At 53.3% G+C, this 17,365-nt stretch carries 8 protein-coding genes; 1 reads left to right on the top strand and 7 read right to left on the bottom strand.

What is annotated here, in order from left to right; translation table 11 throughout:
* Positions 1–25 precede the first annotated feature (25 nt).
* Positions 26–727 (top strand): LytR/AlgR family response regulator transcription factor, encoded by a 702-nt coding sequence (locus BLX24_RS10135; protein ID WP_071503010.1) that lies wholly within the window; start codon positions 26–28, stop codon positions 725–727.
* Between the two features lie 173 nt (positions 728–900).
* On the opposite strand, the gene BLX24_RS10140 is transcribed toward BLX24_RS10135, so the two are convergent.
* From BLX24_RS10140 to BLX24_RS10170, 7 genes are all read right to left on the bottom strand, one after another.
* Positions 901–2,598 carry a glutamine--tRNA ligase/YqeY domain fusion protein gene (locus BLX24_RS10140; protein WP_071503011.1) on the bottom strand — a complete coding sequence of 566 codons (1,698 nt, stop codon included), beginning with the start codon at positions 2,596–2,598 and terminating at the stop codon, positions 901–903.
* A gap of 60 nt (positions 2,599–2,658) precedes the next feature.
* The gene (locus BLX24_RS10145) at positions 2,659–3,147 is read right to left on the bottom strand and encodes a hypothetical protein (protein ID WP_083421898.1); all 489 of its coding nucleotides are present in this window, start codon (positions 3,145–3,147) and stop codon (positions 2,659–2,661) included.
* Positions 3,148–3,218: 71 nt separating this feature from the next.
* On the bottom strand, positions 3,219–6,077 hold the full coding sequence (locus tag BLX24_RS10150; RefSeq protein WP_071503012.1) for a fibronectin type III domain-containing protein: 2,859 nt from the start codon (positions 6,075–6,077) through the stop codon (positions 3,219–3,221).
* Positions 6,078–6,079: 2 nt separating this feature from the next.
* Positions 6,080–8,188, bottom strand: coding sequence for a fibronectin type III domain-containing protein (locus BLX24_RS10155; RefSeq protein WP_071503013.1), 2,109 nt, complete (start codon positions 8,186–8,188; stop codon positions 6,080–6,082).
* Between the two features lie 7 nt (positions 8,189–8,195).
* A complete protein-coding gene (locus BLX24_RS10160) occupies positions 8,196–9,251 on the bottom strand; it encodes a hypothetical protein (RefSeq protein ID WP_143092637.1) in 1,056 nt (351 codons plus the stop codon).
* 7 nt (positions 9,252–9,258) lie between these two features.
* Positions 9,259–15,594: a hypothetical protein gene (locus BLX24_RS10165; RefSeq protein ID WP_071503015.1), complete on the bottom strand. Its 6,336-nt coding sequence runs from the start codon at positions 15,592–15,594 to the stop codon at positions 9,259–9,261.
* Positions 15,578–17,299, bottom strand: coding sequence for a hypothetical protein (locus tag BLX24_RS10170; protein ID WP_229201752.1), 1,722 nt, complete (start codon positions 17,297–17,299; stop codon positions 15,578–15,580). The genes BLX24_RS10165 and BLX24_RS10170 overlap by 17 nt, the downstream gene beginning before the upstream one ends.
* Between the last annotated feature and the right edge of the window lie 66 nt (positions 17,300–17,365).

Here is a 17,365-nt window from a genome sequence, read left to right on the forward strand (position 1 = left end):
GCCCGACGATTTTTGCCTTTGAGTTATGCACGCACTTACTGCCATTGCCATTGATGATGAACCACAGGCGCTGGAAGTCATCCGCTTACATGCTGCCAGGGTTCCGTTTCTCCATCTGGCGGCCACCTTCACGGATGCTTTCGAGGCCATTGCCTATTTACAGGGCAATAAGGTCGATCTGGTTTTTCTGGACATCAACATGCCGGATATTTCGGGCATTGATGTGGCCACCTGCCTGCCCAAATCGCCGCTGATTGTGTTTACAACGGCCTATTCGGCCTATGCTGTGCAGGGGTTCGATCTGGATGCGGTTGACTATCTCCTGAAACCGTTTTCGCTGGCCCGTTTCCTGAAAGCCTGCAACAAGGCCCTCGACCAGAAAAACGCCCGTTCCGGCGATCAGGCTGCGCCGTTTATTTTCATTAAAACAGGCTATGAGGAAGAGCGCGTGCTGCTGAACGACATCCTCTATATCGAAGCAGAAGGTAATTACCTGTCATTTGTGCTGACCAGCCGCAAGCTCCTGAGCCGGCAAACCATGTCTGACATTCTGCAACTGCTGCCCGCCCGGCAATTTGTGCGCGTGCACCGGTCATTCATTGTGTCGGTCGATCATATCACAAAAATTGCCCGCCAGGACATTACCGTGGCGGGCAATCTTATTCCCATCGGCGCGTCGTATGAAGACGCCGTGGGGGTGATCCGGGCCAAGCTGACGACAGGATAATTGTGTTGTCAGGGCGAAAAAAACAATCCGGTGATATAGGAAAAGGGCGACCACAACCAATCCGGCGATATAGGAAAAGGCCACCAAAACTAATCCGGTGATATAAGAAAAGGGCGACCAAAACCAATCCGGTGATATAAGAAAAGGGCGACCACGTGGGGTCGCCCGTACGGTTAATTTTTCTTTGCTTCCTTGGCCCAGCTGTCTTTCAGCGTGACGGTACGGTTGAACACCAGCTTGTCGGCGGTTGAATCGGCATCGACGCAGAAGTAGCCTTTGCGCATGAACTGCACACGTTCGCCGGCAACGGCGTCTTTCAGCGATGGCTCGACAAGCCCTTTCACCGTGACGAGTGAGTTCGGGTTCAGCAGCTCCTGGAAGTCGCGCTCGTCGGCGGCCGGATTTTCGACAATGAACAGACGGTCGTATAGCCGTACGTCGGCCTCAACGGCGTGGGCAACCGATACCCAGTGGATCGTGCCTTTCACGTTGATGCCCGATGTGTCGGAGCCCGAACGGCTTTCCGGAATGTATGTACACCGCAGTTCAACCACTTCACCGGCATCATTCTTCACCACCTCCTCACACTTGATGATGTACGCGCCTTTCAGCCGCACCATCTGACCCGGTGCCAGGCGGAAGTATTTCTTCGGCGGATTCTCCATGAAGTCGTCGCGCTCGATCCAGATTTCGCGGCCAAACGGCACATCGCGTTCGCCCGACGACGGATCTTCGGGATTGTTTTCGACCTTCATGATCTCCGTCTGTCCTTCCGGATAGTTGGTGATCACGACTTTAATCGGCTGATCATCTACCACGGCCATCACGCGGCTGGTCGATTTGTTCAGCTCCTCGCGGATACAAAACTCCAGCAGCCCGACATCAATCAGGTTTTCGCGGCGGGCCACCCCGATCCGGTCGGCAAACTCCCGCACCGACGACGGTGTATACCCCCGGCGACGCAGACCCGAAATTGTCGGCATCCGCGGGTCGTCCCAGCCGCTGACATGCCCTTCGTTCACCAGTTTCAGCAGTTTCCGCTTCGACATCACCGTGTAGGTCAGGTTCAGCCGCGCAAACTCGTACTGGTGCGACGGGAAAATGCCCAGTTTTTCGATATACCACTGATACAGCGGCCGGTGTACTTCAAACTCCAGCGTACAGAGCGAGTGCGTAATGTTTTCAATGGAATCCGACTGCCCGTGCGCAAAGTCATACATCGGGTAGATGCACCATTTGTCGCCCGTCCGGTGGTGATGCGCGTGTTTGATCCGGTACATGATCGGATCGCGGAAGTGCATGTTCGGCGACGCCAGGTCGATTTTGGCCCGCAACACCTTTGCGCCATCCGGAAACTCACCGGCCCGCATCCGGCGGAAGAGATCCAGATTTTCGTCAATTGACCGGCTACGGTACGGACTCGGCGTACCAGGCTCCGTAGGTGTACCCTTCTGAGCCGCAATCTCCTCGGCCGTCGAATCGTCAACGTACGCTAACCCTTTCTGAATCAGCGACTCGGCAAACGCATACAATTGGTCGAAGTAATCCGATGCATAGAATTCGTTTTCCCAGTCGAAGCCCAGCCAGCGTACGTCAGCCTTGATCGACTCAACGTACTCGGTGTCTTCGGTCACGGGGTTCGTGTCATCGAAACGCAGGTTGGTCTGCCCGCCATATTTGTCCGCCAGGCCGAAATTCAAGCAGATCGACTTGGCGTGCCCGATGTGGAGGTAGCCATTGGGCTCCGGCGGAAAACGCGTATGCACACGACCACCGTTTTTGCCGCTGGCAATATCTTCTTCTACGATTTGTTCAATGAAATTAAGCGAACGTTCCGCTTTTTCATTTGATTCTTTAGATACTTCGGCCATAATCAGGTTTACTCAATTAAGGACCCGAAATTAAGGCTATTGGCTGGGAAGAACAAACAATTACTCCGGCACCAGTTCATATTCATTGATGCTGTTGCCGGTCTTCCGGCTTTCGGCCGTTCGCTGGATATTCATATTGGTTGCCGTCGGCAGACTCAGAAACAGATATTCGATAGTACCTACGGTGCCGGTCGGGTTCGGCTGCAGCTTTTCGAGGATCAGCCGTGTGTTATCGGTTGACACACTCCAGGTTCCGGTCAGCGTCCGGCCGTCGATGTCTTTCAGCGTCACCTGATCCTTTTTGGTCAGGTCGAGCCGGAAACCGCTATAGCCCGGTTTTACGTTGCCGGTGCCCCCATCGGTATACACCACCGTCGTCCCCTCCTTCACCGACTTTGCCTTCCATACCTTCCCGATCAGCCCGTCAACCGGTGTCACCTGTTTGGGCTGGCAGGAAGAATAAATGAATACTGTTAAATGAATAATGAATAATGTGCTCCACTTCACAATAAAGGCACTGATATCCTTATGTCCTGTTTCATTATTCATTCTCCATTGATCATTGTGCATTAAACATTGTGCATTAAACATTCTCCATTGTCCATTATTCATTATGCTTCTCATGGCTTCATCAGCTTATGTCTTAACAGGCCTTTATTCGTGTCGGCGGTCATGATAAACAGTGCTCCGTTCAGGCTGATGGTTGATACAGAGACCTGCCGGCCTGGCATTACCCGTACGGTTTGCGTCTGCCGGGGGCGGCCCTGCAGGTCGTAGATGGTGATCGGAACCAGGCCCGTCACTTCCGGCGCAAACTGGATCAGTGCTTCGTCGCCGAGCTGCGTTACCTGCCACATCGGCGCCACCGGCTCTTTCCTGACGGCCACCACCATTTCTTCGGTTTTTGCGCTGGCAAGGTTGCTGTAGGGCGAGGCCCCCGCCACATTTTTCGCCCGCAGCCGGTAATAGTACACCGTTTGCTCCTGCAAGCCCGTATCCAGATACGAATTGGTGCCGAACGCCACTTCCGCAACGACGGTAAAGGTGCCCGCCGGCGATAAGGCCCGTTCCAGCACATAACCCGAAACAATGTCGGTACTGGCCGACCAGTTCAGGCGGATCCGGTCGAAGTCGGTGGCTACGGCGGTCAGGTTCTGCGGCGCAACCGGGACCGGCGGCGGCAGGGTCGTGGCATCGGCTACGTTTGAGTACGCCGACTGCCCGATGGCATTGACCGCCCGGACGCGGTAGTAGTATTTGGTCAGAAACGTCAGGCCGGTGTTCTGGTACGTCGTCACGTTGGCCCCCACATCGGCAATTTTGGTAAAGTTCGTACCATCGGCCGACCGTTCAACCTGGAAACCGGTTTCGTTGCCCGACAGATCGGCCCACTGCAGGTTGATCTGGGTTGACGATACCGCCGTCGCTACCAACCGCGCCGGTGCGGCGGGCGGCACATCGGCCGTGGTAGCATCGGCAACGTTTGAGTAGGCCGAGCCACCGCCCTGATTTACGGCCCGGACACGGTAATAGTAGCGGGTTGCCGGATTCAGGCCCACACTCTGGTAGGTCGTCGTATTGGCCGGCACATCGGCAATTTTGGTAAAGTTCGTACCATCGGCCGAGCGCTCAATCTCGTAACCTGTTTCATTCGCCGCATTGTCGGTCCATGACAGGTTGATCGTGGCCGACGACACCGCCGTGGCTACAAGGGCTGTCGGAGCCGATGGCGGCGGTACCGGAGCAGCCGGGGTTGTCGCACACACTACGTCGGAATACGCACCGGCACCAACCGCGTTCATAGCCCGGATGCGGTAACAATACGGGGTAGAGCCATTCAGTCCGGCATCGGTGTAGGTGGTCGCGTTGGCACCGACATCCGCAATTTTGGTAAACGTGCCTGTTGAACTAAGTGCCCGTTCAATCTGAAAACCCGTCTCGTTGTTCGACAAGTCGGCCCAGTTTAGTACGATGGCCGAAAAGGAGGTTGCCTGTGCCGTCAGGCGGGCGGGTGCGTTGGGAACCACATCGGCGGTAGTCGCATCAGCCACGTTTGAGTAGGCCGACTGCCCCCCCTGGTTGATGGCCCGGACACGGTAATAGTAGCGGGTTGCCGGATTCAGCCCGGTATTCTGGTAGGTGGTTATGTCGGGGCGCAGGTCGGCAATTTTGGTAAAGTTCGTGCCATCGGTCGAGCGTTCCAGTTCAAAACCCGTTTCATTGGTTGCATTATCGGTCCAGTTGAGGTTAATCTGAGAAGACGACACCGCTGTAGCAACCAGGTTGGCCGGTGCAGCCGGTGGCGGAACCGGCGGCGCCGGGGTTGTGGCGCAGACCGTATTGGAAAAGCCCGACCCGCCCGAACTGTTTTTAGCCTGCACCCGATAGCAGTACTGCGTATTCGGCGTCAGGTTCCGGTCAGAATAGGTTTGGGTATTGATGCCGAGATCGGCGATTTTGGTAAACGGTCCGCCCGGCACGCTCGCCCGTTCGACCTCAAAGCCCGTTTCATTATTGGCCAGATCGGCCCACTGCAAATCTATCTGCGTCGACGAGATAACGGTTGCTACCAGCCGCGCGGGGGCCGTCGGGGCAACCTGTGGTGTCGTGGCACAGGCGACCGACGAATAGTCGTGCCCGTCCTCATAAATCCGGTAGCAATATTCGGTGCCGGGCGAGAGTCCGCTGTTGTCGGTATATTCTCCGCCATCAGCCAGGGTGGTAGCAATCCGTGCCCAGTTGCCGTTCTGCCCCTGCCGTCGTTCAATAGCAATGCCGCTTTCCTTGCCGTACCGGTTCCAGGTCAGTTTGATTGAGGTCCCCGACAGGGCCTGCGCCTGCAGGTTAACAACGTTGGTCGGCGCCAGCGGGGTAGTCAGGCAAGGCACATTGGAGTAGCCGGAGGTTCCGCCAGTGTTCCGGGCACGTACCCGGTAGCAATACTGCGTGCCGCTGGCTATCCCGTTGTCGGTATACGCCGGTGTCCGGCTGTAGGCAACCGTCTGGATCAGGACAAATCCGTTTCCCGCGTTGTTGCTGCGTTCAATCTGGTAATCGGTTGCCGTACCGCCCGAACCATTGTTCCACACCAGCCGGATGCTGCTGCCCTGCAACGTCAGGGCCAGTCCGGTTGGCGCACCGGGTGGTTCGGGCGGGGTACTAATCGTAAATTCGTTGGAGTAGGCCGAAGCACCGGTTGCGAATACGGCCCGCACCCGATAGGTTCCGCCCCCGACCGAATTATCGGTATAGGTAGTCACATTGGCACCAACCTCCCCGATTTTGGCAAAGGTGGTGAAGTTATTTCGTTCGATTTCGAATTTCGTCTCCCCCGTCGAGTTATCCCGCCACGTCAGCACAACGCGGTTGTAGGCCGGGGCTGTACCGGCGAGGTTGGTCGGCGCGGTAAACTGGGCGAGTAATCTACCGGAAAACAAAACCAGTAGCCATACTGCGAATACACACTGACTATTTTTCATAGCTATCTGATTTCAATTTTTACTCTGTTTGACAAACCGGACTCTGTTCCGTCAGGGTAGATGACTTTTACCGCATATTCAAACCAGCCTTTAGACATCGACTTGTCGGTATAGGTCCGTGAACGATTCGAAGCGGCGTAGGTACGTAATGGCTGACCTGCTTCGCCACGATAAATAACATATCGTGCAAAATCATTCGTTAATTTCCAGTTAAGCACGACCGACTTCTGATCGGGGCCCAGGTTTGCCTGTAGTTGCTGTGCCGCACGGGGATAGGTGGCGGGTGTCCGCACCTGCAAGGGGAACGATTCAGCCGAGCGGAGTCCTGCGGAATCGACCGCCACAATGGCATACTGATAGGTAGTACGGCTTTTAACGGTTGTATCACTGAACTCATACTGATTTGCAGGCACTTTCAGCAACTCTTTCCAGCGTTCAGTCGGTTCTGAACGACGTAATAGTATCTGCTCACGCACATCATCGCTGGCACTGACTCGCCACAGTATACGTACCGACGAATCACTGGCAGCAAAGGACTCAATGGCCGGGGCAGCAGGTGGCACTTTATCCGGACGGGTAAGGGTCAGTATATCAGACAGTGGACTCGGGTTATGTTTCTGATCCCAGGCAATAACCCGATAATACAGTTTCCGGGTTAAGGTCTTTAGTGTGGTTCGGTCATCGAATGTACTGACTGCCAGGAACCCCGACGTAACGGGTGTAAACACGTGGGTTGGGTCGTTGGCAAATAATACGGTATAGCCCATGACATCGCGATCGGTATTAGGCTCCCAAACCACGCGCACAAAACCCGTTGAATCAATATAGCCTTGCAGCCCTTTCGGTTTGGCCGGGCCATTTACATCCATAAAGCGGCAATAAATAGCTGGCGTCGATGCCGCATTACGCACCGTATCTACGGCCACCACCACGTAGTATGCCCTGTCATAAGGGTCCGCGTTTTTATCCACAAAGGTAGTCGTACCGGCGGGCAGTAACGCATTGGTTACGGGCGTAAACGGTCCGTTTGGCGCATTGCTTCTGCCGACAGCAAAACCGGCAAAATCACCGGCCGCTTTACCATACTGCCAGCTTAACTGAACTTCCGTTCCACCTTTGTGCTTCACCGTAACATTGGATGCAGCCCTTGGCGGTGTCTGGTCGATGCCCTGCGCGGTTAGAACGGGCGATGGCTGGCTCAATTCTGCAAACGGTGTAATGCCAATCACACGATACTGATAAGGTCTATAGTTTTGGGCCACCGAATCTTTATACTCAAATACGGTAGCAAACTGCGCCACTGACGACTGCATCCAGGGCCGCCGGTTTAACCGCTTAAATGTACGCCCTCCATCGTCTGACCGTTCGATATAATAGGCCGAAAAACGCTCCTGCGTCGCCATTCGCGACCAACGCAGTTTGATGGTCCGGTCGGCCGGATCGGCCATTACCGGAACCATAGCCGGCCGCTCGCCAGGGCCATCATTTACGATCGTTGCTTTTTCAATGGGCGTCGGATAGTTCTTCGCGTCAGCCAATGGATACAGTGTGTAGAAATAGACCTCGCCTTTTTGCACGTTCCGGTCCGTAAACCGCAATCCCATGCCTTCAGCATGCCGGGCATTGGCATCGGCCAGGGTCAGGCCAATCATCAACCGGAGATCATCCTGCGTTTTTTGCTGAACCAGATCATCGAGCGTTACCGGCTGGCCAGGCCGCTGAACGCTGTTTTTCCCGTAAAGCAACTGCACGCAGACTCCGGCAAGCGTATCGCGTGGACCGGCTTTCTGCTTCCACTGATCAATGGTCCATGGCGCCATTTTCTGTTCGAAATCCGTTTTCAGTTTCCGGTCCGGCCCCAGGCTCCGGCGGGTCAGCACATATCCTCCTCCACGGACAGCGGCTCTGAATAACAACGCATTATTGGGTGCCCATCGCAAGACAATTGAATCTCCGTACGACCGGGTTAATAACACGACCTGAAACCGGTTTGAGGTATCGGTTACCGGAGCCGCCGTCAGCGAAGGAGGCTTGGTTGGGTTAGGAGCTTTTTGCGCCTGTACGGCTCCTGACAACGTTCCCCAAAGCAATACTACCAATGCACGTTTCATAGCTGATCTAGGGAATAATAAACGTTGCTTTTGTTTGCGAAGAAGACCAGACATTAAACAAGTCACTATCAGGGCAATCGCAGTCCTGATCCCATAAATAACTGGTTGCCTGCGCACTTTTAGAGAGTATCATAAACGGAGCAATGGCGCCAAATTGCACCCCGTACCGGGTAAAGGAAACCGGCATGCCGTGTCGGCTTGAGATATACTGATACGTACCATACTGTTTTCCTTGTTTTTTGGCAACATAGGATTCGTAGATGGTTTTGTAGGTTGCATCGTTTTGTTTCCACACATTTTCGTACCCAAGCAAATAGGCCACATAAAAAGCAGCGGCTACACCTGCCGGCGTCGTTTTACTGTTTCCATAAAAGGTAGTGTACTCCAGAAAGGTGTATTCGCAATAGCTAATACATTGATCTACACCTGCTTTATTAATGACCTCCGAAAAAAAGGCAATTACATCACCCTGCATAATTTTCGGATAATCCTGATTCGCCAGCTGCGTCCGAAAGGAATTGATAAACCGCCCGTAGTTTTTAGCTAATTCGGCAGAAGTTGTATTCTCTTTTGCGGCCGCATCAGTCAGTAGTTTCGTCAGCAATAGTTCTGTTATGTCCTTACTGCCTGGATTCAGGTTGACACTTGCTGCTTCGACCAGCATATCCAGGTTATTCAAAACCCGTTTTTTGTACATTTCCTGCACCACCGTCGCATCAAAAGCAATTCCGTACTTACCCGGCTTCGTGCTGATATGATTGCTCATGGCCCCAATCACGCCTTTTATGGAGGGATTCGTTAAGTCATCCGCTTTAGACGCCTTGTTATTTACCGGATTAAATACAGTTGAATTATCGGCAAAACCCGCATACGACGTATTCTTTGGCGGTTGGGTAGGCTGACTACCCAGCGCCCCCGCATTAACGAGCAACGTCATGTCTTGCACAGACATATTCGGCACTGTCGTTTTGGGGAAAGTCGCCTGTGCCTGTAGCCTAACCTGCATAGTAACCAGTAAGATCCCTACCAGAGCCGCACTTACTTTCATTCCGTTCGTCCTCATGTGCGTGTTATTTTTTCGGATTCAGAAGCAGTAGTTCGTTTTTGCTAATGGGTGGCTCAGCCGCTTCGAACAGGAAATTGAATGACATGACCGACCGCATTAATTCATCGTAATCAACCTTTTCAAGTCCGTACTGCTGGCTACCGGCCCCTTTGTTGGTGAATAGTTTCTGCCCGTTACTTTTCGTAGCCGTTGCCAGATTATTGATAAAATCAACCGTTGGCTTGACGAACTCCTTGAACCAGGCATTGCCTATATCGTCGGGCCGGAAGAGCACCAACGGTGGACGAACTTTGCCCATGCTCAGGTTGTCCCACTCGAGTTCATAGGTATCAAAGCCTTCTTTCCCCTGCATCGGTACGACCAAATAGCCATCAAAGACGGAGCTATTGCCTACCAGATTTTTCACCTCTCCACTTACTATTTTGGTGTCCTCCAGTTTTTCAGCCAGGGTGTTGTATTTACTGGTCTGGAACGGATAGCTATAGAGTATCTGCTCAAATTTCTTTTTGATTTCCGCCGCCTGCTGTTCAGGGGTCAGCTTCACCTTGCTCTTATCGGTCACGGTCGATGAGGTGATGCCCGTTGCCAGCGTTGTTCCCAACTTACCCTTACCCAATTGCTGCACATCCAGGTAGTCTGACACATATTGGGTAGCCAGACCATTGATTGCTCCCGCCTGTGCGCCTAAACCGGCACCCGGCTTAGCCGAGGACAGAAGACCTGCATTGTTTGCAGCCGGCTGGGTCTGGCCACCAGACGAAGCTACCTGATATTGGCCGGGTTTTGCAGCATTGTTAACCGATACACCGTTCACCTTATCAGCGATACCCGTCGATGCATTCCCAACCGTATAAAGGGCTTTATTTGGTGAACTGTTATCGGTAGTTAACGGCGCAAAGCCACCATAAACCATGGTTTGCTGCGTAGTGGCCGCCATTGCCGCAGCCACTTTATAGATCATAGCCAGATTCTTTTGTTTTTCAAGCTCGGCCATTTGCTCCTGCACATACTTCTCATTCGGAATCCGGACAACATCCAGCCGGTACAGGGTTTGTTTTTTCAGACCGGAAGGGATCGTATACGACAACCGGATGTCATCGTATTTCACATTAGTGGCCATCAGCGCATTGTCGGTATTAAACGGCGTGCCCGTAAAACTGGCAAACGGTACAAAGCGTACACTCAAATCGAATTTGTCATCACTTTTGATTGACTGATTACAGCAATTAACCGCCGTCATTTCGACAAATCCCATCGAGGCATCTCCTACCGTAAAATACCGTTGCCCTTCAAAGGGAAATGAATAGCTAACTGTTGGTTTTTCACCTTCCCGGGTAAGTGTGCCGTTGCAGTCACCTGTGGTAAACTGTACCGTCTGTGTTTCGTTGATACTCTGCGGCGTACCCAGCTTACCATCTTTTCCTTTGCCGGCAAACAGGTATTCCGCCCAGCCACCGTTGATCGCGCCGCAGTTTTTAACGGGCGTATTAACGCAGTTCGACGACTTAATATATACCTGAATACCAACCGTTAACGAATAGCTCGTATTTGGCATCATGGCTGCATCCCGGTAGTAGGTGGCATTATAATTTGACTCTTCAAAATCATTACCGGCGGTTTGATCAAGCACTAACCGTCCGGTTTCGATGTTGGCGCATTTGGCATACTGGCTGTTTATGGCGCCATTTTCAGGCGTCAGCTTAAACTGCTGGCCAGGTTTAAAGTCGAGGCGGAAAGTCCGGTAGGTATCCAGCACATTTCCTTTATCATCCACATCATTCACCTCAATCAGCGTCCGGATGGGATAATTGAAACTGGCAAAAAGCGGTGAGATCGTATTAATCGGGTCTTTTCCCGTCGGCAACACCATCGAAATAATCGGCATACTGGCAAACGGATTAGGTTGCTGCACGGCTACCACACAACGGTATTCCTTCCGATACCAGAACTCAGCATTAACCTGCCCTTTAATCCGGCCACCCAATACTCTGTATTTTAACAAAGCACTCCCATGCAACCAAACCGGATTGACCATACCGCCTTCGAGCAAAGCGGCGGCCGTCACCCGCAGTGCTTCCAGTTTACCGGAGTAAAACCATAAATCAACCTCAATTCCCAGGGCCAGGTCCAGACTCGCATAGAGCTGACCATTGGCATACCACCCGTTAATGCCCGGATTGTTGTTGCCGGCAGCCGCCGGCGAATTAGCCGGGGCCGACGGATCACCGGCACAGGTAAGGCCATTCCGCAGAACAAGATCATACCCAACCCGGGCCGAAAAATCAATGTAGAACGGGCCAAAGGTATTATTATAGTCAAACGCCAGTCCTGCACCAAAGGCCAGTGCATCGTCCGGAACAGCCGAACCGCCTACATACCCTAATTGCTTTAACAACGCCGGATCTACCTTATATGGATCGGGCGGTAGTTTACTGATGCCTGCCAGCTGCGCTTTTCCTAAGAAGAAATAAGAAGCAAACGTGAGGTTCGCGTTGATAGATGGCATACCTAAACTTAATTTTACGCGTTCATCTTCGCCTTTGGGCAATCCCAGATAGACGTAGAAATTCTCAGGATTCGTCAGGTCAATGTGTAAGCCGAATGTTCCCTCACCTTTTGCACTGAATATACCGGATAAGCTATAATCCGCCTTTAACGAAGCAACTCCCGTAATGAGGGTTGGGCTATTATCCACAAAATCAACCGAGAAGAGTCCGCGCCCTTCCGCCAATGGTTTGTCGGCCACTAACAATTGCGCATTGGCATCTATCGTGACATTGTTCAGATTCAAATCGCCGTCACAGCCGGTAAAACCAACCGTTAGCCGCCCGGTCAGGCCTACGGCAGTCCCATCAGCCGTAGTGATACCCACAGCGGCCTGAAAGCCGCAGCCTCCCCGTTGCGGTTTAAAATTTACATTACCGTTGGGTTCCCCTTTGCTGGTCGTATCAAGCGACAACACCATGTTATTAAAGCCCCCGCCCCCGAATTTCCGGAGGTTAATCGCCGGAGCGATGGGCACACCCACGCCGGGTAATTCGGCATACCCACCGACCTGCCAGTACCGGAATTGGCCCTGTGCATCGGTTTTGGAGCCAAAATAGCCGGCTAATTTAGCCCCTGCGCCAAAACTCGCGCCCAATACCGATACCTCCAGGGCAGCTTTTACCCCTTTACCATATGTTTTATCTTCCTGTCCGTTGAACCCGAATAATTCCAGCTGCCCGGCTACGGTCATAGGCCCGACAGCTCCGTTCACCGACGCACTCGTAATACCGGTATCGACGTATTTCCAGTCAGGTCGCCCTTTGCTGTTATTACCTACCCAAAACCGTACAAAGCCCGTAGCACCTGCCTTCAGTGACGATATTTTGGTGAGGTTCAGACCGCCAACCAGATTAATATCATATTCTCCTGACTTTTTTGATGCGGCCTTGGCTACGTTGACACTTTTCAACTCAAGCGGCAATCCATTGTCGGGGCTGTCTCCGGCAATATACCGCTGCGGTGAATTCAGTCCGGCCGTAAACATGCCCGGGTCGAAGTAATCTTCGCCCGGGGGCGGGCTTGTCTGAACCGTCAACCCTTCTACGCTCATACCAGGTGCCACGATTACACCCGTATTCAGGCTGAGGGTCATGTTAAGCACAGCTTTGGCATTAAAGCCCGCTCCGTCATAGGTGGCTGTGATTGCGGTAGTATTCGGTTTTCCGTTCTTCAGCGTTTTCAGGTTTTTACCCTCTTTCTGAATGGTCAGTTGCGCCATCCAGATATCTACACTGGCTTCTTCTTTCGGAGACACGACAAACTGAAGCGACTTATCGGCTTTTGTGTATGTACACGTCCATGGCCACACCGACGGAGTACCGGCATTGTCTTCTTTTTTATGGGTAAAAATCGGCAACACGACCTGTCCGTTTAATCCGCCACCCACAAAACTGCTTTGCACAAACGTCATCGATAGCTGATCTGTCGAGCAATACCAACCGCCCAGGCTTCCATCCTCCAAGGCAATCAATGGCTTTTGTGACGATCCTGAATAAGCAATACCGGTAAAGCCATTGGCATCGTAAATCATGTTCTGAACCCCAACCGGAACATCGTTACCGTTATTGAGTGACTTCATAAAGGGTAAACTCACTGATAGATCCGGCAAGAATAAACCATGCCATGTCGGGTCATTACCAGGCTCATAACCGGCGGGCATCGTTCCCGGATTCTTTGCATCATCATGATCATAAATAGCAGGCTGAATCTTACCATCTTTATCCTTCATGGATAAGACGAAATCCGACAAACCCGTTACGTAGAAGTCTTCTTCCGTTTGTACTTCGGCTGTCCAGTTCTTGAATTCTGGCGCAGGCAGATCAAATGTAGTCAGTAACTCAAGCGGCTGGTCATCTACTTTCCGAAGCAGCCCCGGAGTATTGATACCGGCTGCGACATGCAGACTTTTAAACCCGCTTTGGTCAAAAATAACATGGGTGACTTTACTTTGCAGTGCTTTAAGGCCTACCGCTCCGCCTTTCAGCGTCAGCAGGCTCGACGCCACCATGTCTTTGGCGAGGTACAGAATTTTGTCTCCGCATGTACCGTCCGGCTTAATACACAGGTGATAGGCCGCCAGCGGAATGCCGTTAAACTGCGAACTCAGGCCCGGCGACTCAATAAAGGTGGTGGCATTCAGCCAGGCATCTTCCGGCGTAAAATACACATCGGTAATGGCAATATTTGAGCTGACGGGCCCTATCTTTTTATCAATGCCGAAAGGTACTTCCATCCCGACACTTTTGGCAACCTCTCCTGCCTGCGACAGCATATGCCCCGGAAAGGCCTTCATCTGATCGCTTAGCTTCTGAATCTGACTCCCGACACTGTCCGCATTGGCGGTACTGATCTCCGGCATTTTAGGTGGTTCGAGCGCTGGTTTACTGGCTTTAGGTAAAATACCGGGGAAATCCCCGCTGCGAATAGCCTGGATATACCCGCTGATCACCTCTCCTGTGGCATTACACTGCACATTGACCAGCTCTACCCGCAACTTGAAATAGGCATTATTGACCAGCGGCATAGGTATCGTTGCATTGCCGGTCAATACTCCGTTGACTTCCCTGACACCATCTGCTGTCTTCAGAAACGTTACCGGAAAGCCTGCCACTGTGGCCTTGCCAGCTTCCAGTGCCGGTTTGTTATTTACCGTTTTATCAGAGACAGTGTATTTACAGGAACAGGTAGCATCAATCGGATTTGATTTGTAGGCCACAGCTGTCTTACCGTCCGGTGGGGTATTCGTTCCGCCCAGGCCCGGTATCGGGATAATCGGTGTCTGGGCAACCTCCATGCCTGGTTTCAGATTGCCTAATGGCCCGCTCCCGTACGTAAACACACAGACCGGACTTTTGCCGTCGTTCAGAAAATTCAGCTTTTTGCTGCGGTCGATGGCCTGTACGCGCCAGGCATACCGCTTGCCAGGGATCAGCGGTGGCTGCGTCGGGCCGTACAGAAACGTACTGGTGCGGAGATTACGCACTTCTACTCCCGACTTCGGCAGGGCTACGGCATCAATAAATACATTCGGGTCTATGTTTATCTGTGGCAGTTCCACAACGCGCAGCGTGTACTCAACCTGCGCGGGCGATACGCCCACCGGCGGCGTCCAGGTAAACACCAGCGACTGCGGATTGACCGGCATTACTTCTGCATCGCAGAGCGGGGCCACCAGAATCGGCGGTTCAACAGCCCGCACCTGGATCGGGGCCGAGCAGCCAATCGGGAATTCTGCCGACAGAGGCTGGCCAAACAACGTAGCACCCGTTGCCGAACGGCCCTCATTATACGCACGGACGCAGAGCTGGTAAAACCCATCCGGCAACGGCAGCCCCTGCGCCAAACGTGCCTTGTCGATCCCCGCCACCTCAATCTGGTTCAGGTCGAAAAGCCCCTCCAGGTCGGCGCGGGTCAGGAGCTTCTGGCCGGGCGGCACCGTCAGCGGCCGCAACGGCCGGTAGTTGGCCGATGTCCGGATCTCGACGCCGTTGTCGCCCGTCAGCTGACCGGTCAGCCGGACCTGATAGGTTGTCTGGCTGGTGTTGATAATCACGATGCGGACCTGCTGCCCCGCACCGGCATAATCCTGCAGATAGGCGCTGTAGGGCGGCACCACACTGACCTGAATCTGAAGCGGAAAGGTTTGCGCAAAAGCATGGTTTCCAGTCAGGAACAGGAGACAACCAAGGGCCAACAGAAGGTGTTGGCAGGCGGATTGCAAATCCGCTTTCAGATGGTTCGGGATTGTAAATCCCGAACAGCGGGCGGAGCGGACGTTAGAACGTAATGCCATAACCAAGGTTCCCACGGAATTCATTAAAGGTTTGTGAAGCAATACCAGTATTTGAGTTCAGATACAGCAGTGACAGGCTAACGGTCTGCCGCTTCGCGATCTGGTAGCCGGCGTTGGCCGATGCATTAATGACTTTACCCGTAATCCCCGACTGCTGATTGACCAGGTAGCTGCCGTTGAGCGAGGTCGTCAGTTTATTTTTCAGAAACGACTGGGTAGCGCCGATGGTGGGGCCGAAAAACCGGACCAGACGGTTTTCGGTCCCCACGGCCACCGGCAACTGTGTTTCGGTGTATGACACCATGCCATTAACACCCCACCCTGTCACTGTCTGCTGATAAAAATAGCCCAGATTTAAATTGATATTCGTGTTTTCGGTCTGACCGGCCGTGCTGGCGTTCAGATCGCTTAATTTCTGATAGGTTGTGGTCAGGGTGAAGACCTGCATCACGTCTTCTTTCTGGAGGGTATAGCGTAGATTAGTCGTGGCGGCCAGGTTATTCTGGGCCAGTTTCAGTGTGTCGATCAAGGGCCGGATGCCCGCCTGCTGGCTGATGCCATAGTTGGTCAGCTGGAGGTCAAGCCCGAATTTGGTACCAGGATTATAGCTCACCACCAGTGAGCCGATTTTCCGGCCGGTGCGGGCATTTTTATTGTTGCCGAGGTTATCAAACTGAATTCCGTAACTGCCCGATAGCCGGAGTTTTCCTTCCAGCACCGACAGGTTCGGGGCAACGGCATAGCTCTCAATATCGGACTGAAAGTAATAGGCCCCCATTGTCTGAAAATTCGGGTCGATGCGCTTGTATTGCAGCTTGATACCCGCGTTTTTGCCTTTGTAGCCAAGAGCAGCCTGCGTCGCCTGCGTCAGTTGGGTGGACAGTCGTGGCGTAAACAGTTGCCCGAAAAACCGGACGAGCGGCGATTTGCCCTCGGCCGAGACCTCGCTGGCCCGCACATCCCGCGTATAAGCGCTGACGGCGGCATCCAGTTCGACGGTAATGTGTTTCAGAATGAGCAACCGCGAGGTAGCACCCACCACCAGATTTTCGGCCGGCTTAACCGTTTGTGCTGCCGTTGGGGCAACAGACTGAATGGACGCTGAATCGTCGGCGGCCCGCAGCATGACCAGATCGACATAATTGCCGGCAGTGCCATACCCGACTTTTACGGCGTAGCCCGTCCGTTTGTAGGACGGAATGACATCGGGTTCGGCGAGGGTAGACGCAATGGCTTTATTGAACCGGCCATACACGGCCCCCAGCCGCAGTTTGCCGGGATTGAGTTCGACGCCTCCTCCCAGAAACGTATGACCGGCCAGTGTAAACGGCGAAAAATTTACGTTCCGGTAGCCCGCATGTACGGTAGCCCATTTGTACGTCGGTGATACCCCAAACTGGTTAAACGGCTGCCGGAAACTGGTACCCTGATTGCCCAGCACAGCCGAAAACGGCAGCGCAATGCCGCCCGGCAGGGTCACCGTCACGTTGCCGCTGATACCGAAGGGCGATGGCTGGTTGCGGCCCTCGATCCCGCTGGCCATGTAGAGACCGGCGTAAGCATTCAGTCCCCCCGACAGCCTGACGGGCGAGGGCTTTCTGGCCGCCTTCCCCGTCGAATCCGGTCTTGCCTGAGCCAATAACCGCGGATGAACCGCCATCATTAACAAAACCACCATGAAAGCATGCTGTAAAACGTAGCGCATAGACAGAGCGTTTACAAACCCTGACAAAGCTACTCCGGCAACAAACCGCAATCAATCGGATAAATG

It is taken from the genome of Arsenicibacter rosenii, from assembly GCF_001870735.1.
GTDB lineage: Bacteria > Bacteroidota > Bacteroidia > Cytophagales > Spirosomataceae > Arsenicibacter > Arsenicibacter rosenii.